Below are 19,021 nucleotides of genomic sequence, written 5' to 3'. Positions count from 1 at the left end.
TGGTGTTCAACCTTGGTTTTCGACGCGTTTGTTCTCGACGCGGGATCCGCGGTCTGGCCGAGGAGCGCGCCCGCGGGATCCCGGGGGCTGGACTCCTTCTTGGCTTTCAACGCGGGACCCGTTGCCCGGGCTTATGGCCTGAGACCCGGTGGCGGGGCGATCTGCGGGGGACTGGCTTCCGGGGCTTCCCGGGTGGAACGCCCTTCCGGGATCGCCTAGGTGGGATCCCCCATCGAGGTCGCCCGCGCCCGGTACCGGCGTGCCGAGAGCCGCAGCCACCCGGCGGGCGATCTCGTCCCGGTCAAAGCCCAGGTCCTGCAACCGCCGGACGAACTCGGCCACCGCCTGGCGGGCCAGCTCTTCCCGGAGGGCCCGGACGCGGCCGGGGTCCAGGGTGATGAAGGTTCCGGTGCCCCGGGCCGTCTCCACCAGGCCCATGACCTCCATCTCCCGGTAGGCCCGCTGCACCGTGTTGGGGTTGACGCCGATGCGCTGGGCCAGGTCCCGCTGGGCCGGGATCTGATCCCCCGGCTGGAGCACACCCCGGGCCACGGCCTCCTGGAACCGCTCGATGATCTGCAGGTAGATCGGCCGGGTTGGGTCCAGACGGAACTCGCTGCCGAAGAGTTCGGGCACCGTCGCTCCTCCCGTCGATCGTGTGCACTATTACACCAGCTCTAGTGCACTATCACATTAGTACACTAGGTCATTACGTGTCAAGACGCCACGTGTCTACGGGAGCGTGACGGGCAAGAGTGGGCAATGGACCGGTGCGCGTCCGATCGGGGGGGTGGGACGGGGTGCGGGGCGAGTCCAAATCTGAGCGAAGTGTTACGTGGTCAAAGTGTTACGTGGCCAAACGGACCGCCACTCACACGTGAGCGTTACAAGCCGTGACGAAGTCCGCCACGTGGTGCGCCACTTCCTCCGGAGCTTCCAGTTGAAGGAAGTGGCCCGCCCGGTGAAGCTTGACCACGCGGGCCCGAGGCAGGTCCCGCAGGAAGCATTCGCCGAAGGGCTTCCACGGGAAGATCCAGCGGTCGCGCAAACCCTACAGCAGAAGCACGGGACAACACAGCAGGCGTAGCCTCTCCGCCACGGCCGGTAACACCGGTGCCCAGGCGGCGACCCCGGGCCAGCGCCCGCCGGCACTGGCGGGAAGCGTATGCGGCCCGGTACTCGGCGATCCGGTCCTCGTCGGACAATCCGAAGAGAGTGTGCATCTGCCAGCCAAAGAGCGGGGGCGACAAGGTCAAGGCGAACAGGGCCGGCACCAGCCCGGGCACCTTCAACAGCGATCCCCAGGGCGTTGCACCGGGGTGAACGCTGGTGTTCATGATCACCAGGCCCGCCAGCCGCTCCGGGCGGCGCACCGCCCAATAGAGGCCGACGGGGCCGCCCACGTCGTGGACCATCAGGACCACGGGATCCCGCACGGTGCCGAGGACATGCACATCCAGCCAGTGGAACCAGTCTTCAGGGTCCACCGGTGCCGCCTCTGGTGCTGTCACCAGCGGCAGGTCGGGTGCCAGCACCCGGCCCAGGCGGGACAGCGGCCCGAGCACGGGACGCCAGACGCTCGACGTAACCGGGATGCCGTGAAGGAGCAAAGGGACCGGCATGGACCCGCCTCCCCGTCCATACCAGAACCACAGCGGGATTGAAGCATCGAACGGTGGACCCACCGGAGCCAGGGATCGATAGAGACCGCACCGGACCGCTCCTCGGTCGTCTTTCGGTCGCCAGTTGGCGCCGGTCACAGCACGCGGGCCACCTCCCGGAGACGAACGTGGAGCTTTACCCGGCGATACCATCATCGGCTCCCCGCGTCAACGGCAACGGGGTTAGTTTGCTCGCTGCAGGCATGACCCGCAAATCGCCAATGGCCATCCACAGCAGCGCAATGCTCAATGGCGTCAAACATGTCAGGCCGAAGACGGTCCCGACACTGGTAAAGTCGGCAACGACACCACCCAGCAACGCTCCGAGAGGCATCACCATCGTGCTGATGCTTTGTACAGTGGAACCGACCCTTCCTATGAAGATTGGAGGGGTGAGAACCATCACAGCGGACGAGACGACCACATTCATGATTCCAACAGGTAACCATGCAATTCCAAACATCGCCACCGATACTTCAGGATAGGCAAAGACAAAAGCTGAAACCAGCGATCCAACCCACGCAATTGTGCTAACAATCATGCAGCCGATTACGAGGACTCCCACTCCGATCGAGGTACCCTCAAAAGGTGTGTAAATGGCGAAGGCGGTGTACCCTCCTCTTGGTGAACAACGAGGGCTTGGAAGCCCGGAGGGAGGAGAGCCACCGCCATGCACCAGCGGACCACGTCGGGGAACCTGACGTCAAGCCCCACCTGGGAAGGACTGCACGAGTGGCTGCGGAACGCGATCCAGGCGCTGATCCAGGAGGCGCTGGAGGCCGAGGTGACCGAGCTTTTGGGCCGGGTCCGCTACCAGCGGCGTGCCGCCGTCGATGCACCGGCCGGGTACCGGAACGGGTACGGCAAGCCGCGGAAGCTGACCACCCCCATGGGCACCCTGACCCTGCGGCGTCCCCGGGTGCGGGGCCTCGAGGAGCGGTTCGAGAGCCGGATTCTGCCTCGGTTCGTTCGGCGCACGAAGGAGGTCTCGGAGCTGTTGCCGGAGCTGGACCTGCACGGGCTGGCCGAGGGGGACTTCGACCTGGCCCTGCGGGGGCTGCTCGGTGAAGAGGCGCCGCTTTCCGCCCGGACGGTGGCGCGCCTGAAGGAGCGGTGGCAGGCGGAGTTGGACTGTCTAAAGTTTCGGTAGGTGCTGGTGGGGGAAAAGCGAAGGAGAGACCTCACCAGGTTGTCCCAAACGGGACAGCCGATCCTTCTGGCCAAGGATGGAGGTGAGGCCTCTCCATGAAGGATGTGATTCGCCGCATCGGGGAGATCACCCTGCAGCTTGCTCGGGTTGTGGAAAAGGCCCTGTGGGAGGCTCCGGACTTTCGAGCGCTGGAGGTGGCCGTGGTCCGAGGGGCGCAGGAGGCCGCGCGGCAACTGTTGGTCACGGCGTTGGAGGCGTTGGACCGGCAGCTGATGGAGCAGCGGGACCGGCGGCAACTGAAGTGCGTCAATCAGCAACCGCGGAGCCTGATCACGTGGGTGGGTGAGATCCAGTGGGAACGACGGTATTACCAGGAGCGGCCGAGCGGCGCACGGCGGTTCTTGCTGGATGAAGTGCTCGGGCTGGCGCCGCGGCAGCGATACTCGCCGCTGGTGCAGGAGTTCGGGATCCAGCTGTGCACCCAAGTGCCGTTTGCGGCGGCAGCGGACTGGCTGGAGCAGGTGAGCTGCGGGGCCGTGCGGCTGAGCGCCATGGCCTTGTGGGCGGACGTGCAGGCGGCCGGGGCCCGGGCGGACGAAGCGGCGAAGGCGCAGCGGGAGGCGGTGTTTGAGCGGGGCGAGATCCCGCCCGGGAGCCGGCCGGCGGCCGCCGTCGACTTGGAGTTTGACGAGCTGCTGGTGCGGGGCCGGCGGCGCGGGCCGGATGGGCAGAAAGAGCGGATTGCGCTGATGCATGCGCTGGCGTATGAGGGCAAGGCGACGGACGCGCGGGGGCGGACGGTACTGAAGAACCGGCGGGTGCACGTGACGGTGGGTGAAGGGACGGCCTCGATTTGAAGAGGCGCTGGCGGCCTTTGCAGTGGAGTGGGATTGGTCGCGGGTCGGCCAGTGCACGGTGGGTGGGGACGGGGCGCCGTGGATTCGCAAGGTCCTTGAGTACCTCCCGCAGGCTTCGTATCGCCTCGATCCGTTCCACCTGAAACGGGCCATGCGGCGGGGACTGCAGCACGACGCGGAAGCCCACCGGCAGCTGGCGGCGGCCCTGGCCGAGGGGAAGCCGTGGCGCGAGGTGGAGGCGATCCTGGATGCGGCTCGCCGGCGGGCGCGGGGTGAAGCACGCGACCGCGTCCAAGAGCTGAAGCAGTACTTGAAGAACCACTGGGACGGCATCGTGGCCGACGCGAACGCGCGGCGGCTGGGCGCGATCGAGGCGGAGAACTACCACGTGCTGGCCCGGCGAATGAAGCGGCGCGGGGCCGCGTGGAGCGAGCGAGGGGCTCGGCACCTGGCCCGGCTGTTGGCGGCTCGAGCGAACGGGGAGCTCGATCGCTACGCGCGTCCGGTCTGGCAGCGCCGCCAGGCGCCACCGGTGGCCCCGACCCCGCAAGGCCGGCTGTTCGGGCAGCGCCTGAGCCGGAGCGACGTGGAGGATGTCGCCCAGTGGCTGCGGGTGCGGATCCCGGCGCTCTACGGACCCCATGCGGACCGCGAGTGGGTGAAGGCGCTGCGGCATCTGGGCGGCCTTTCTGTGGCGTGACCGGAACATGGGTCGGGGGGATCCACCTACCGAAGCTTGATGCAGTCGCGGAGTTGGGAGGCCTGGCGGACGCGGCGGCTCGATGAGCTGCAGGTGGTCTACCTGTGGGTGGACGGGGTGTACGTGAAGGCGGGGTTGGAGCGGGAGCGGGCGGCGCTGCTCGTGGCCGTGGCGGGCCTGGTGGACGGCCGCAAGGAGGTGGTGGCGGTTGTGCCGGGCTACCGGGAGTCGGTGGCGAGCTGGTCGGAGGTGCTGCGGGACCTGCGGGACCGAGGGATGAACGCGCCGCGGCTGGTGATCGGGGACGGGCACCTAGGGATCTGGGGCGCGCTGCGCAACGTCTGGCCGGAGGCGGAGGAGCAGCGCTGCTGGAACCACAAGGTGCTCAACGTGCTGGAGCAGCTGCCGCGCCGGCAGCAGGCCGTGGCCAAGCCCATGCTCCGGGCCATCGCCTACGCCCCGACCCGGGCGGAGGCGGAACGGAAGCGCAAGGCGTTCGAGGCCTGGTGTCACCGGCACGGCTACGGGAAGGCGGCGGAGACGCTGGGGCGGGACTGGGAGCGCATGGTGACGTTTTACCGGTACCCCAAGGAGCACTGGCGCCACCTGCGGACCACAAACGTGGTGGAATCCCCCTTCGCCGCGCTGCGGCTGCGTACGGACGCGGCCAAGCGGTTCAAGAAGGTGGAGCGGGCCACGGCGGTGATCTGGAAGATGCTCATGGTGGCCCAGAGGCGCTTCCGGCGGCTAAGCGCCCCGGAGTTGCTGGCCAAGGTCTACGCCGGGGCGCGGTACGAAGACGGCATCGAGGTCGCGGAGAAGGGGGTCGCCGCCTGAGCGCATTTACACACCTATTGACGGAAGCTCTGGGTAGCTTGTCAAGCGAAGTGCTCGCGAGAAACTGTTCGCAGTGCGGGCACCAGTGCGCCACGAAGAGAACCGGCCCTTCCTTCAGATCCACCGTTGCCGACTGTCCATCTGGAGTCTGTGCGACAAGGGTGGTATCCGAGAGTGCTGTGTTGGTTTGTGCACCGCCGCATCCTGCCGTCAGGACCAATAGGGCGAACGCGATAACCCAGAGCTTGTACTGCCGTGGAAAGCGCAGCATCGTACATCACCTCCACCAGACGTTGAGGAATGCGCTCTTGGCCCTCGCCAACATTGCCCGGCCAGTGGCCTCTATGCGTCCTTGGTGGCAGCATTGGCTTGCTGCGATCTGGGAGAGCGTCCGCCGCCGGAAGGCGGGAATCTCATGAGTTCTCCGTGGGAAGTTGCGCAAGGAGCCCAGTGCAGCCGGGGTCAACGTACGCCGGCAACCCCGCCACCGGTGGCTGAGGCAGGGCGAACAGGCCTCAGCCACCGGTCGTTGGCGGTGCCTCTGAGGCGGGTTAGAGAACGGGGACTATTAGTTCGCCTGGCACACCGGGCGTTTGTGTTTCGTGGCATCAGCTCGAAAGGCACTTCATCGCGCTAGGTGATATTCTGCTTTCACATCGCTGGTGGCGTCCCGCTGGCGGCATGCATGTTGCTGGCGCAGGGCGACGTAGGCGTCTTCTAGAGTTGGCGTAACTTGGATGCGTTCGACGCAGGGAATGTCAGGGACGCCGTCGTTCAGCATACGAACCGTGAAACCGACCCGGCCTGGCCGGTACCCCAGCACTTGAGGCTGGTCCTTGATGCGGCGAAGGGTATCTTCCTCAACGCCAACCAATTCCCACACGCGACCCTCGACGGAACCCCGTAGGGCTTCCGTCGAGCCCGCGTAGGCAATCCGGCCTTCCAATAGTACGGCGACCTCGCGGCAGGTGGACTCAACGTCTTCCGTAATATGTGTCGACACGATGACCGTCCGCCCCTGGCCGGCAATATCGACGATCAGGCGGCGCAGCCGCTGGCGTTCCTCCGGATCGAGACCGGCCGTGGGCTCGTCAACGATAATCAGGTCCGGCTGTCCCAGTAGTGCCTGGGCGACGCCCAAGCGTCGGCGCATCCCACCCGATAGGGTGCGGATCGGCCGGTGAGCGTGCTCTGCCAAGTTTACCTGCTCCAGCAGCCTGCCGATCTCGGCATCGAGATCAGGAGGATGGTAGCCGGCCGCGTCCGCCAGGTAGCGGAGGAACTGCACGGGCGTCAGCGTGGGGTAGAATCCGCTTTCCTGGGGCAAGTAACCCAACCGTGCCCGTAACCGCTGGGGATGCTGGTGAATGTCGAAGCCATCGAAGATCACCGTGCCCTGGGTGGGCTGCAGCAACGTGGCCAGGATGCGCATGAGAGTCGTCTTGCCGGAGCCGTTGGGTCCCAAGAGGCCGAAGGTCCCCGGCCGGATGACCAGATCGACACCATCCAGGGCCTGCACCGTCCGGCCCCTGCTTTGGAAGACTTTGCTCACCTCACGAATCTCCAGCATCGTTCCTACCTCCGTTAGCCGGCCGGTTGCAAAAAGGTTTCCGCGTGTTGCAGCCGCCGCGCCACCAGCCCCTCGAGGGCAAGGCCCAGCGCCAGCAGCCCGATCCGGTTGCACCACCAGAAGGCATCGGGCACAGGGCTCATCACCGTGGGGGTTAAGGATACCAGCCGCAGCCAGCCGATTGGGATGCCGGACGTGAGCAGGCTAAAGAGCCACCAGATCAGGGCGACGCCATAGCCCACGGCGGTCTGGCGGGTTAGGGTGGCGGCCAGAAGGGCCACGCCGCTGAGGGCCAGGCCTGAACAGATCGCACCCGGAAGCAGCATGACCATCGGGCCTACTGTGCCGTAGTAAGGGAGCAGGGCACCCGCACCGATCAGGGCCAGTACGCCCTGGACGAGCCAGGCGGCTTGCAGGTGGCGCATGAGCCAGGCCTGGGGCGAACGTAGTTTGGGATACAGCATCTCGAAGGTCCTGCCCTCGACTTCCTCCGCCACCAAGCCTGCGGTGGACAGGGCCAGCGCCACGGGGAACCAGCCCTCGAGAACCCAGACCAGATCGTCCCACGAGGGGCGTACAGCCCTCGCGTATTGCAGAACCAGGTGGGTTACGTAGATCCCGAGCCCAAGGGTGGTCAAGGCTGTCTCGGGCCGCCGAAGCAGGCGCAGGTACACCACTGCCCGTCACCGCCTTATGATGATCCGGACCTCAGCACTCCTTGCAGCTGGTTCACGGCGGGGGCCAGCTCTGGGGAAGGCTCCGGAAGGCTACTCAGCAAGGAGACCCAGAACGGTTGTCCCAATGGCCGCGGTTGCTGCGCGGCCCGGCGTACCTGGTCGAGGACCATGGACACCCCATTCTCCCGGGCCGCGAAGTCCAGGTAGACCGTGAGGGTGTTGCTGAGAGAGTTCATCGCCTCAAGGCCCAGCTCACGCAGTTCCCTGTCAACCGCCTCAACGGCACCCGTCGTCGCCAGGGTGTGTCGTATCTCGCGTTCCTCCTGGGCCACGGCGGGGTTGAACCGATCAAGAATCCATAGTGCCACGGCATCCCGCAGGCCCTGGTGCATAAACGACGGCGCCCCGGCGGCTTGCGACAAGCCCATCCGGTCTAACACGGTCCCTGCCGCGACCTGAAGGGCCGCGCGCCGGACAAAGGGGGTGGGCTCGTTCCAGTCGAGCATGTACTCCGGCAACAGGGTCACGTCACCATGTCCCAGCGGCATGGCCGGCGCCCGATCCCCAACACCGTTGTACGGTAGGAGGGCAATAGCCTTTTCCGTGACGGGAAGATCGTCGCCAGGTTGCACCAGCCCCCGGGCGCTGTCCAGGGCCTGCGCCACCAGGTTTGCAAAGGCCCCGGCTTGCCGGGCGTAGCTGCCGTCCGTCCAGACCACGACATCGCCACCCGGTGCCCCTTCTCCCGCCCGGTAGCCATGCCATGCCCTGCCAGCTGCGAGGGCGGGAAGGGGCCCCCTGCCTTCCTGCACCCACCGCCTGGTGGCACCGCCGGAGGAGGTGGCGGCGAACACGAGGGGCTGGGACGTTTCCACAGTCAGGGTCCATGAGGTATCCTGATCGACATCGCCAGCGGCAGGAAACCACATGCCTTGGGGGTGCAACCAAAGCCCGTGGGGGGAGAGGCGGTTCAGCACCAGCCGCCCATTGTAGTCGGTGAGCAGGGGATTGCCTTCGTAACCGATCTGCAGTTGTAGCGTCCCCCCCTGCCGCAGGGCCGACGGCAACTGCAGGCACCACCAGCCCGGCTTCATGGCAACAAACTGCACGGGTGCCTTTTCCGGCGCGATTTCCTCCGCTCGCACCGGCTGGAGTCGGGGATGGAGGCGAACGGTTACCGTCTGCACCGGTGTGGACAGCGCGTTACGGATGGCGGCGCGCAACTCGCCCTCCAGTCGGCCTCGATGCAGGTCCGCCTGGAGGCGGATGTCCATCCGCTCGACTGTGAGGGCCAACTCGGGTCCGGCCGAGTTGGCCCCGGCCGGGCACGGTGCCCCTGGAGTAAAGGGCGCCCAAGCCGCCTGAGCACGTACATCAGGCGGCATCGATGTCAAGCCGGCCACCATGCAGGCGATGGCGATCGCCAGCACCGCCGCCATGGCCACCTGGCGGCGGGCGCTCCAGCCTTTACCCAACCCCAGACGGTGTTCCTCCTTGATGTAGACCCAGAGTCCAAGGATCACGGCGACGCTGAGGAGAGTCATCCTGGCCCAGGCCACGGCTTGGCCCAGGCCACCGAACGTATCCAGGACAGAGAAGCCCACCCGGGCCAGCCCGGGGGAGAACAGCGGATGGGCCTGCGGCACCGTCATGCTCATCACAAGGAAGGGGAGAAGCGAGGCCAGGATACTGTTTTTCGTGAGCATGTAGATCCATACTGGAACAACGAGGCTGAATAGAAGCGACGGCAATGCGACGACGATCCAGGAGACCAGATAAGGGCGCCAACTGGCGGTCGACGGCGCATAATACAGGTTGGCTGCCACCGCCATGGCATACATGAGCCCGGCTACCGCCGCAGCCAAACATCCTACGGCCGCCATGCGTGGCCACAACAGGCCGAGAGTACGCCGGGTACGATAGGCCGTCATCTCCGCGGCCGCGTTGCGGTCGTCCCGGGCCACAACGGCGGTGGTGAGGATGGGCAGGAGCATGAACAGGACCTGCAAGGGCATGCTGGTCAACTGCTCGACGAAGCCTTCCGAGGTCGGCGCCCGGTCTACCAAGACAAATACTTGCCAGGCACAGTAAAAAAGGGACACCCCGGCGACCAGCCACGCCAGCGGAGACCGCAAGGCCATTTGTAGCTCGGTGCGAAACAACCGCCCCATGTTCCCGGAACCCACTCCAGTTAGCCTCCTAAAGTTACAGTGGGAGGCGGCAGACTTCGCTGCCACTAGTAGCCGCTACAACAGCCGCCCGACTCGTACCGATCAAGAACAGTTATGCTGCCGTCACTCCTGACACACTCGACGGTCGTCCACCACTGTCCGTTAGGCGTGAAGGGATTAGCCCAACATCCGGCGTCCCATTCACAGGCTCTATTGAGCCTGTTTCACGAACCCAGGTATTTCCGCAGGACTGCAGCCCCGGGAGGTTAAGTGAAAGCATCGGTTGGAATTCGCCATTGCCTGAGGTGTTCCTATGGCCTACAACTTCCGCCCGGTGAACCGCGACCAACTGTACCTGCTCCCACCGAGCCTTCGCGACTGGCTGCCTGAGGATCACCTGGCCTGGTTTCTGATCGACGCCGTCGAGCAGATGGACCTGCGGGCCTTTTACGAGAAGTACCGCGCCGACGGTTGGGGCGGAGAGAGTTACGACCCCACCCTGATGGTGACGCTCCTGCTGTACGCCTACTGCGTCGGCGAACGGTCGAGCCGGCGGATCGAGCGGTTGTGCCTCGAGGACGTGGCCTTCCGGGTGATCACCGCCAACCAGAAGCCGGATCACGTGACCATCGCCCGCTTCCGCCAGCGCCACGAGCGGGAGCTGGCCGCGCTGTTCACCCAGGTGCTGCGGCTGTGCCGTGAGGCGGGGCTGGGGAAGGTCGGCGTGGTGGCACTGGACGGGACGAAAGTCAAGGCCAACGCCTCGCTGGCGGCCAACCGAACGTATGATGTGATTCGCCAGGAAGTGGAGAAGATGCTCCGGGAGGCGGAGGCCACGGACCGGGAAGAAGATGAGCGGTACGGCCCCGGGCGCCGTGGGGATGAGTTGCCGGAGGAACTGCGCTCCCGCCAGAGCCGGCTGGAGCGGCTGAAGGCATGCAAGCGGCGGCTGGAGGACGAGGCGGCCCGGGAAGCGGCTCGGCTGCAGGCACGCATCGAGGAGCGGAAGGCGCAGGAGCAGGCGACTGGCAAGAAGCGGCGGGGGCGGAAGCCGAAGGCGCCGGATGCCTCGGTGGATCCGGCGGCCAAGGCCAACGTGACGGATCCGGACAGCCGGATCCTCAAGACCCGGCAGGGCTTTGTGCAAGGGTACAACGCCCAGGCGGTGGTGACCGAAGACCAGCTCATCGTGGCCGCGGCGGTGACGCAGGACGCCAACGACGTGGGCCAACTGCACCCGATGCTCCAGCAGGCGCAAGCCAACCTGCGGGCAGCGGGCGTGGACAAGCCCATCCGGGCCGTCGTCGCCGACGCGGGGTACTGGAGCGAGGCGAACGTCAGGCAGGCGCCGGCGGATGGGCCGGAACTGTTCCTGGCGACGCGCAAGGAGTGGAAGCAGCGCCAAGCCTGGAAGGACACACCCCCTCCGCGAGGCCGCATCCCCAAGGGGCTGAGCCTGCGGGAGCGGATGGAACGCAAGCTGCGGACCCGGCGAGGACAGGCGATCTACGCCAAGCGCAGCCAGACCGTGGAGCCCGTGTTCGGGCAGATCAAGACCGTGCGAGGCGCCGACCGGTTCCTCCGTCGGGGTCTGGCGGCGTGTGACAGCGAGTGGAAGCTGCTTTGCTTGACCCACAACTTGCTGAAGCTCTGGCGGAGGGTCAGGGAGCGATCCGCCACCTTGCCCTTTGAATGTACGGTGGCGGGCTTGGCGTAGAAGGGTCACGATCGGGCCGCCGGCCTACACAGTCCTGACCGTCAGCCCATGTGACATGAGCGAATCGACCCGGTACGTTCCCACTAGGCCCGATCTCTCAGGGTCGGTGCAACAGGCTCTATTGTAGATGATATACTGGCAGCTGCTGTTGGCGGCAACGCCAGTCGTTGTCAGTACAAGCATCGTGGCGGCCGCCAGCACCAGTCGAACCAGATATTTCGTTCGGGTCATATCGTCTCACCTCCTTCTTGGAGCTTCCGTCAATAGGTGTGTAAATGCGCTCAGGCGGCGACCCCCTTCTCCGCGACCTCGATGCCGTCTTCGTACCGCGCCCCGGCGTAGACCTTGGCCAGCAACTCCGGGGCGCTTAGCCGCCGGAAGCGCCTCTGGGCCACCATGAGCATCTTCCAGATCACCGCCGTGGCCCGCTCCACCTTCTTGAACCGCTTGGCCGCGTCCGTACGCAGCCGCAGCGCGGCGAAGGGGGATTCCACCACGTTTGTGGTCCGCAGGTGGCGCCAGTGCTCCTTGGGGTACCGGTAAAACGTCACCATGCGCTCCCAGTCCCGCCCCAGCGTCTCCGCCGCCTTCCCGTCGCCGTGCCGGTGACACCAGGCCTCGAACGCCTTGCGCTTCCGTTCCGCCTCCGCCCGGGTCGGGGCGTAGGCGATGGCCCGGAGCATGGGCTTGGCCACGGCCTGCTGCCGGCGCGGCAGCTGCTCCAGCACGTTGAGCACCTTGTGGTTCCAGCAGCGCTGCTCCTCCGCCTCCGGCCAGACGTTGCGCAGCGCGCCCCAGATCCCTAGGTGCCCGTCCCCGATCACCAGCCGCGGCGCGTTCATCCCTCGGTCCCGCAGGTCCCGCAGCACCTCCGACCAGCTCGCCACCGACTCCCGGTAGCCCGGCACAACCGCCACCACCTCCTTCCGGCCGTCCACCAGGCCCGCCACGGCCACGAGCAGGGCCGCCCGCTCCCGCTCCAACCCCGCCTTCACGTACACTCCGTCCACCCACAGGTAGACCACCTGCAGCTCATCCAGCCGCCGCGTCCGCCAGGCCTCCCACTCCGCCTGCCACCGCTCCTTCAGGCGCGCCACCGTCCGGGCGGAAAGCGGCGCCTCTTCACCGAGCAGCCCCCGCAGGGCCAGGTCGAAGTCCCCCTCGGCCAGCCCGTGCAGGTCCAGCTCCGGCAACAGCTCCGAGACCTCCTTCGTGCGCCGAACGAACCGAGGCAGAATCCGGCTCTCGAACCGCTCCTCGAGGCCCCGCACCCGGGGACGCCGCAGGGTCAGGGTGCCCATGGGGGTGGTCAGCTTCCGCGGCTTGCCGTACCCGTTCCGGTACCCGGCCGGTGCATCGACGGCGGCACGCCGCTGGTAGCGGACCCGGCCCAAAAGCTCGGTCACCTCGGCCTCCAGCGCCTCCTGGATCAGCGCCTGGATCGCGTTCCGCAGCCACTCGTGCAGTCCTTCCCAGGTGGGGCTTGACGTCAGGTTCCCCGACGTGGTCCGCTGGTGCATGGCGGTGGCTCTCCTCCCTCCGGGCTTCCAAGCCCTCGTTGTTCACCAAGAGGAGGGTACACCGCCTTCGCCATTTACGACTGTCTAAAGTTTCGGTAGGTGCTGGTGGGGGAAAAGCGAAGGAGAGACCTCACCAGGTTGTCCCAAACGGGACAGCCGATCCTTCTGGCCAAGGATGGAGGTGAGGCCTCTCCATGAAGGACGTGATTCGCCGCATCGGGGAGATCACCCTGCAGCTTGCTCGGGTTGTGGAAAAGGCCCTGTGGGAGGCTCCGGACTTTCGAGCGCTGGAGGTGGCCGTGGTCCGAGGGGCGCAGGAGGCCGCGCGGCAACTGTTGGTCACGGCTTTGGAGGCGCTGGACCGGCAGCTGATGGAGCAGCGGGACCGGCGGCAACTGAAGTGCGTCAATCAGCAACCGCGGAGCCTGATCACGTGGGTGGGTGAGATCCAGTGGGAACGACGGTATTACCAGGAGCGGCCGAGCGGCGCACGGCGGTTCTTGCTGGATGAAGTGCTCGGGCTGGCGCCGCGGCAGCGATACTCGCCGCTGGTGCAGGAGTTCGGGATTCAGCTGTGCACCCAAGTGCCGTTTGCGGCGGCAGCGGACTGGCTGGAGCGGGTGAGCTGCGGGGCCGTGCGGCTGAGCGCCATGGCCTTGTGGGCGGATGTGCAGGCGGCCGGGGCCCGAGCGGACGAAGCGGCGAAGGTGCAGCGGGAGGCGGTGTTTGAGCGGGGCGAGATCCCGCCCGGGAGCCGGCCGGCGGCCGCCGTCGACTTGGAGTTTGACGAGCTGTTGGTGCGGGGCCGGCGGCGCGGGCCGGATGGGCAGAAAGAGCGGATTGCGCTGATGCATGCGCTGGCGTATGAGGGCAAGGCGACGGACGCGCGGGGGCGGACGGTGCTGAAGAACCGGCGGGTGCACGTGGCCGTGGGCGAAGGGACGGCGTCCATCGAGGAGGCGCTGGCGGCCTTTGCGGCGGAGTGGGACTGGGCCCGGGTGGAACAGTGCACGGTGGGTGGGGACGGGGCGCCGTGGATCCGCAAGGCCCTTGAGTACCTCCCGCAGGCTTCGTATCGCCTCGATCCGTTCCACCTGAAACGGGCCATGCGGCGGGGACTGCAGCACGACGCGGAAGCCCACCGGCAGCTGGCGGCGGCCCTGGCCGAGGGGAAGCCGTGGCGCGAGGTGGAGACGATCCTGGATGCGGCTCGCCGGCGGGCGCGGGGTGAAGCGCGCGACCGCGTCCAAGAACTGAAGCAGTACTTGAAGAACCACTGGGACGGCATCGTGGCCGACGCGAACGCGCGGCGGCTCGGTGCGATCGAGGCGGAGAACTACCACGTGCTGGCCCGGCGAATGAAGCGGCGCGGGGCCGCGTGGAGCGAGCGAGGGGCTCGGCACCTGGCCCGGCTGTTGGCGGCTCGAGCGAACGGGGAGCTCGATCGCTACGCGCGTCCGGTCTGGCAGCGCCGCCAGGCGCCACCGGTGGCCCCGACCCCGCAAGGCCGGCTGTTCGGGCAGCGCCTGAGCCGGAGCGACGTGGAGGATGTCGCCCAGTGGCTGCGGGTGCGGATCCCGGCGCTCTACGGACCCCATGCGGACCGCGAGTGGGTGAAGGCGCTGCGGCATCTGGCCGGCCTTTCTGTGGCGTGACCGGAACATGGGTCGGGGGGATCCACCTACCGAAGCTTGATGCAGTCGCCATTTACACACCTTTTGAGGGTACTTCCCTTCTTGTGATATTACGTGATAGACCTCACGTAGTAGGCGTTGCCGCCTCCCACTGCAAAAACTGATTGGACTTGCCCCGGTTTCGTGGACACCCCGATACTTGGGGCATAAGCCCCGGAAAGGGTGATCCCCATGCCGGCTACCAAGCCGCCGTACCCTTCCGAGTTTCGGGCCGAAGCCGTCCGCCTCGTCCGGGAGAGCGGGAAGAAGCTCCAGCAGATTGCCGCCGACCTCGGCGTCTCGGAAGCCAGCCTGCGGAAGTGGGTCCGCCAAGCCGAGATCGATGCGGGGCAGCGCCCCGGGTTGACCACGGCCGAACGGGAGGAACTGAACCGGCTGCGGCGGGAGAACCGGATCCTGCGGGAGGAGCGTGAAATCCTAAAAAAAGCCGCGGCCTTTTTTGCCCAGGAGAGCCGACGGAACCGGTGATGGTGTTTCGGTTCGTCGAACAGGAGAAGGTCCATCACCCCGTGGCCACGCTGTGCCGTGTCCTGGGCGTCTCCACGAGCGGCTACTACGCGTGGCGACAGCGCGGTGTTTCGAAGCGGTTCCTGGAGGACGCGGCCTTGGGTCAGCGGATCCGGCTCATCCATGCCGGCAGCCGGGGTACGTACGGAGCGCCCCGCATCCACGCAGAGCTACGGCTGGCGTATGGGGTCCGTTGCGGCCGGAAGCGGGTGGCCCGGCTGATGCGGGCCATGGGGTTGGCTGGCGTGCACCGGCACCGGACCCGGGGGATCACACGCCGGGACCCCCGCCGCCCGGTCTACCCCGATCGACTGCATCGGGAGTTTGTGCCGGATGCGCCGAACCGGGTGTGGGTGGCGGACCTCACGCAGCACCGCACCGAAGAGGGCTGGCTGTACCTGGCCACGGTGGTGGACGCCTTTTCCCGCGCCGTGGTGGGCTGGGCCATGGGGGACCGGCCTGTGGCGGAGTTGGTAGTCGATGCCGTCACCATGGCAGTGCGGCGTCGCCGGCCGGGGCCCGGGTTGATCCACCACTCGGACCACGGTGCACAGTACACCTCGCTCGCCTTCACGCGCCGCTTGGAGGCCTTGGGCATCGCCGGATCGATGGGTTCCGTGGGCGATGCACTGGACAACGCCGTGGCCGAGAGTTTCTACGCGACGCTGCAGACGGAACTGCTCGACCGGCAAACCTGGGCGAGCCGCGATCAATTGCGCATAGCGATCTTCGAGTACGTCGAAGGGTTTTACAACCGGCGTCGACGTCACTCCGCCCTCGGGTACCTCTCGCCCTACGAGTACGAGGAGCGTTGGAAGCAGGAGCGAAAGGTTCAGCTGCAGGAAGGGGTTGTCGCGTAAGCCTCAACCTGTCCACGAAACCGGGTCAACTCCAACTCACCGGCGCCAACGGATCAAACCGCCCCGCCGATCGCGTCATGTTTGCGACGCTTAGCCGCAAAATGTCGAATACCTCACTTACCCATGATTTACGTGGCTTGTCAAACCGATACCGAAGAACCTTCAACCGTTCCGAAAAGGCGGCGGTAAACATATCCACAGGAACCCACGCCCGCATATTCTTGTCAAAAAGGTGACGCAGTTGCCCGTCGTTCATTTTATCCATGACTAGTATCATATCGCCGCGCCACTCATAAATTACCGCAGTATGAATTGCCCCGAATTTCTTTTCATAATGCGGACTATACGGAACAAGCGACCATTCGGTAGCAAAAATCGTGTAATACCCCTCGCGGCGATCTTCTTCGACGATATGTCTGATCCTCTCCCCATCCGCTTCTTCCCACCATGCACGTACTCCACGATTAAGCCGTGGCTCTGTAGCCATTGTTCTCTCGAAACCAGACAACAACCAATCCCGACTCGTCAACTCCACCTCAACATTGAATCCAAGTGGCTGCACTAGCACGTGACACACATCAGCTCTGCCATGCTGTCTCAACACATCCCACATACAATGCCGAATACAGTTCAAATGAACCGTAGGGACAAACTCCACGACACCACCCCTCCCCACCGCCTGAACCACCCAGGCCTAACCCATGACTCTCCCAATAGGCGTTACCCTGCCTACCGGCACAACCCACCTACGCCGGACTCGGAACGCAAGGCGCCGCACCACACCGTTTGCTATGCGCCCAACCTTCACGTAGCTAACTCCTTCATCGCACCACTGAGCGGCCCGTCCAGGCCATTGGCTAGCTATCTCGCCAGTCCGTCACCAAATCGGGCACCAGCACTTCGCCAACACCGGTGGTCACGCGCTGACCTTTCTGGTTTTCTGCCCACACCTCAACCACTGCTAGCGTCATCGGGCCGCAAGGCGCAACCGCCTTTACTCGCCCCTTGCAAGTTATGACATCCCCCGGCCTTACGGGCTGCCGAAATCGGGCTTTGAACCGCCGCACATTCCCAGCGCCTGCGACTCTGGTTAAATACTCACCCAGAAAACTCATACTCAACATACCATGCGCAATTACTCCATCAAACCCGGCCCGGCGGGCTACAAAATCATTGACATGAACGGGATTCGTATCTCCGGTGACGGCGGCAAACCTTAGTATTTGCAAGCGCGTAATAGGCGGCTTAACAAGTTCGGGCATCTCCACGTCTGGCCTGACTTCCCACATCCAGTGAACTCCCCTCGACATATTGGGATATGAGTATAGTGCTCCTCGACGTAAACACCCGATGTCCGAGATCGTCGCAACCTACGTGTTCCGTCACTAACATCGTGGCGGGACCCAGCCGCCCCCTGTGTGGCCTGATATCCACAATACGGCTTCGGCACCATAGACGGTCGTTGTGACGAATAGGCCGCTCGTATAAATACTCTTCCGCACCGTGGAGTAGCAACGCCCCGTCCAGACAAATATCGGGCACGTCGACACGCAAGACTGTGGCAAACGTCGGAGGTGCAGTCTCACCTTTCACGTGTTCAGGGGTACGATCACCAACTGCCCGCGCGAATCTGCGGATACACTCCCCGCGCACCACGAACATCCTGTCTTCTGATTCCGCGCCGATAAGCCGTCGATCTGTTCGCATTGCTCGCCCTCCCCCCCTCCAATACGCCTGTTACATCTACCACGGGCAACATAACGGCTTCACGCACCCTCATACCTGCACGGCGGCCGTTTATGGATAACCCATTCGCGGATATGTCTTCACTCCCCAGCGGTTGAGGTCAATCGTGATAGGGGCGTAGTCCAGCTGACGAAAGCCACTAAAAGACTCATCGCACCTCCTACCAAAAACAGCGCCCTGGCACCCGTGCCATTTGCTAGCATCCCTGCGAGGCCAGAAGATGCAACGAGCGCTACTCCACTCGCCATATCTGTGGCCGCAATGACCCGACCAAGTAAGTGATGCGGAGTAAACTCTTGAATAGTGGTAAGGAGGTTTATGTTGAGGATCAAAACGGCACCTGTTATAGTCGCATATAGAACCGCATATTGCCACCACTGTTGTGTAACGGCTAAACCTGCTAGCGCGGTGCCCAGTACAGCCATGGATACAAGACTCACTTTTCCGCGTGGTAGAGGTTGCACCAGTCTGTAGATAAATAGGTTGGTCATGATAGATCCGAACCCGCCAACGCTCATAATAAGGCCCGTGGTCTTTGAATCGAGGGTGAATTCGTTTCGCAGGTAAAAGAGTTGAAGTGCATTGACTAAGCCCATGACCAACCTAACAACGAGCAGTAGACCAACGCTGGTGCGCAGAAGTGGCTGGCCTGTCAGGTGCAGAAATCCCTTAAGGAGTTCGACCTTGTCAGACGCCGGTTCCGCTCCTTTGGGTGAAGTTGGCGAGGGGATGCGGATTAGCAGGATGAGTAGCGCAACAATCACATAAGAAACAGCAGTCAGCCACAGGCTATTGGTGGCGCCAATCCAAGCGATCAGGGCACCGCCGCAGATTGGGCCTAGCAGACTACTAGCGTTGCCAATTAAGCTCCATGTGGCATTTGCATCCGCAAGAGCCGATCGTGGTACTAGAGTGGTTATGAAAGCACGCCAAGTAGTTACTTCGACAAAGTAGAGAAACGCAAGCAGAAAGGATAGAATGTACAGCTGCCATATTGCCAGGGAACCAACAGCATGCGCAACGGCAGGAAGAACCATAAGAAACGCTGATAGGATGCCAGACACCACAAGTACCCGGCGCATTTCGAATCTATCGACTAACACTCCAATGATGATGCCTAAGAGAACAGGAGGAAGTTGTTCGAGCGCCCGAATGATACCCAAAGCCGCAGCGGAACCGGTTAGATCATAGGCGAGCCACGGGAAAGCCAAGAGGTAAACTTGGTCGGATACGGCGGAGAGGACAAGACCGATCCAGATTACACGCAAGCTGGCAAGCTGTACCGGTGTGAGCGATGATGGTAGCAGCATTGGGGACTGCCTCCGCGTGCCTGGACTGTACGGTTCAGGGGTGA

18 protein-coding genes are annotated in these 19,021 nt (G+C 64.7%); 7 read left to right on the top strand and 11 right to left on the bottom strand.

Annotated elements, in window-relative coordinates:
* Positions 1-6: 6 nt before the first annotated feature.
* From Q5761_RS08790 to Q5761_RS08780, 3 genes are all read right to left on the bottom strand, one after another.
* A complete protein-coding gene (locus Q5761_RS08790; protein ID WP_318750301.1) occupies positions 7-636 on the bottom strand; it encodes a GntR family transcriptional regulator in 630 nt (209 codons plus the stop codon).
* Positions 637-884: 248 nt separating this feature from the next.
* The gene (locus Q5761_RS08785; RefSeq protein ID WP_318750300.1) at positions 885-1,622 is read right to left on the bottom strand and encodes an alpha/beta fold hydrolase; all 738 of its coding nucleotides are present in this window, start codon (positions 1,620-1,622) and stop codon (positions 885-887) included.
* A gap of 175 nt (positions 1,623-1,797) precedes the next feature.
* A complete protein-coding gene (locus tag Q5761_RS08780; RefSeq protein ID WP_318750299.1) occupies positions 1,798-2,226 on the bottom strand; it encodes a hypothetical protein in 429 nt (142 codons plus the stop codon).
* A 105-nt stretch (positions 2,227-2,331) separates the two neighbouring features.
* Here Q5761_RS08780 and Q5761_RS08775 point away from each other — a divergent pair, with 105 nt between their 5' ends.
* The 4 genes from Q5761_RS08775 (at position 2,332) to Q5761_RS08760 (ending at position 5,205) form a co-directional block, all read left to right on the top strand.
* Complete coding sequence (locus Q5761_RS08775; RefSeq protein ID WP_318750298.1) at positions 2,332-2,811, top strand: transposase; 480 nt, start codon at positions 2,332-2,334, stop codon at positions 2,809-2,811.
* Positions 2,812-2,906: 95 nt separating this feature from the next.
* Positions 2,907-3,668, top strand: a complete 762-nt coding sequence (locus Q5761_RS08770; RefSeq protein ID WP_318750297.1) for a UPF0236 family transposase-like protein — start codon at positions 2,907-2,909, stop codon at positions 3,666-3,668.
* A complete protein-coding gene (locus tag Q5761_RS08765) occupies positions 3,646-4,368 on the top strand; it encodes a UPF0236 family transposase-like protein (protein WP_318750296.1) in 723 nt (240 codons plus the stop codon). Before Q5761_RS08770 ends, Q5761_RS08765 begins: the two co-directional genes overlap by 23 nt.
* Positions 4,369-4,407: 39 nt before the next feature.
* On the top strand, positions 4,408-5,205 hold the full coding sequence (locus tag Q5761_RS08760) for an IS256 family transposase (RefSeq protein WP_318751636.1): 798 nt from the start codon (positions 4,408-4,410) through the stop codon (positions 5,203-5,205).
* A 625-nt stretch (positions 5,206-5,830) separates the two neighbouring features.
* Here Q5761_RS08760 and Q5761_RS08755 read toward each other — a convergent pair.
* From Q5761_RS08755 to Q5761_RS08745, 3 genes are read right to left on the bottom strand one after another with little or no spacing between them, the layout of a single operon-like run.
* Positions 5,831-6,775 carry an ABC transporter ATP-binding protein gene (locus Q5761_RS08755; protein ID WP_318750295.1) on the bottom strand — a complete coding sequence of 315 codons (945 nt, stop codon included), beginning with the start codon at positions 6,773-6,775 and terminating at the stop codon, positions 5,831-5,833.
* A 14-nt stretch (positions 6,776-6,789) separates the two neighbouring features.
* Positions 6,790-7,449 (bottom strand): hypothetical protein, encoded by a 660-nt coding sequence (locus tag Q5761_RS08750; protein ID WP_318750294.1) that lies wholly within the window; start codon positions 7,447-7,449, stop codon positions 6,790-6,792.
* Positions 7,450-7,466: 17 nt separating this feature from the next.
* Positions 7,467-9,638 (bottom strand): hypothetical protein, encoded by a 2,172-nt coding sequence (locus Q5761_RS08745; RefSeq protein ID WP_318750293.1) that lies wholly within the window; start codon positions 9,636-9,638, stop codon positions 7,467-7,469.
* A 298-nt stretch (positions 9,639-9,936) separates the two neighbouring features.
* Between Q5761_RS08745 and Q5761_RS08740 the strand changes: the two genes are divergently transcribed.
* Positions 9,937-11,340, top strand: a complete 1,404-nt coding sequence (locus tag Q5761_RS08740) for a transposase (protein ID WP_318750292.1) — start codon at positions 9,937-9,939, stop codon at positions 11,338-11,340.
* A 281-nt stretch (positions 11,341-11,621) separates the two neighbouring features.
* Here the strand turns inward: Q5761_RS08740 and Q5761_RS08735 are convergent, their stop codons facing one another.
* On the bottom strand, positions 11,622-12,860 hold the full coding sequence (locus Q5761_RS08735) for an IS256 family transposase (RefSeq protein ID WP_318750291.1): 1,239 nt from the start codon (positions 12,858-12,860) through the stop codon (positions 11,622-11,624).
* A gap of 194 nt (positions 12,861-13,054) precedes the next feature.
* Here Q5761_RS08735 and Q5761_RS08730 point away from each other — a divergent pair, with 194 nt between their 5' ends.
* Both Q5761_RS08730 and Q5761_RS08725 read left to right on the top strand, forming a co-directional pair.
* The gene (locus Q5761_RS08730) at positions 13,055-14,515 is read left to right on the top strand and encodes an ISLre2 family transposase (protein WP_318750290.1); all 1,461 of its coding nucleotides are present in this window, start codon (positions 13,055-13,057) and stop codon (positions 14,513-14,515) included.
* Between the two features lie 210 nt (positions 14,516-14,725).
* A protein-coding gene (locus Q5761_RS08725; protein ID WP_318750289.1) for an IS3 family transposase occupies positions 14,726-15,921 on the top strand; the annotation gives its coding sequence in 2 pieces (ribosomal slippage) (positions 14,726-15,017 and positions 15,017-15,921; 1,197 coding nt in all).
* Positions 15,922-15,946: 25 nt separating this feature from the next.
* On the opposite strand, the gene Q5761_RS08720 is transcribed toward Q5761_RS08725, so the two are convergent.
* From Q5761_RS08720 to Q5761_RS08705, 4 genes are all read right to left on the bottom strand, one after another.
* The gene (locus tag Q5761_RS08720; protein WP_318750288.1) at positions 15,947-16,579 is read right to left on the bottom strand and encodes a hypothetical protein; all 633 of its coding nucleotides are present in this window, start codon (positions 16,577-16,579) and stop codon (positions 15,947-15,949) included.
* A 199-nt stretch (positions 16,580-16,778) separates the two neighbouring features.
* Positions 16,779-17,183 (bottom strand): MaoC family dehydratase, encoded by a 405-nt coding sequence (locus tag Q5761_RS08715; RefSeq protein WP_318751635.1) that lies wholly within the window; start codon positions 17,181-17,183, stop codon positions 16,779-16,781.
* A complete protein-coding gene (locus tag Q5761_RS08710; RefSeq protein ID WP_318750287.1) occupies positions 17,167-17,628 on the bottom strand; it encodes a MaoC family dehydratase N-terminal domain-containing protein in 462 nt (153 codons plus the stop codon). The genes Q5761_RS08715 and Q5761_RS08710 overlap by 17 nt, the downstream gene beginning before the upstream one ends.
* A gap of 119 nt (positions 17,629-17,747) precedes the next feature.
* A complete protein-coding gene (locus Q5761_RS08705; RefSeq protein ID WP_318750286.1) occupies positions 17,748-18,977 on the bottom strand; it encodes an MFS transporter in 1,230 nt (409 codons plus the stop codon).
* Positions 18,978-19,021: the final 44 nt, after the last annotated feature.

The sequence above is a fragment of the Thermaerobacter composti genome (genome assembly GCF_033582035.1).
Lineage (GTDB): Bacteria > Bacillota > Sulfobacillia > Thermaerobacterales > Thermaerobacteraceae > Thermaerobacter > Thermaerobacter composti.
This window is presented reverse-complemented; position numbering and strand designations above follow the sequence as displayed.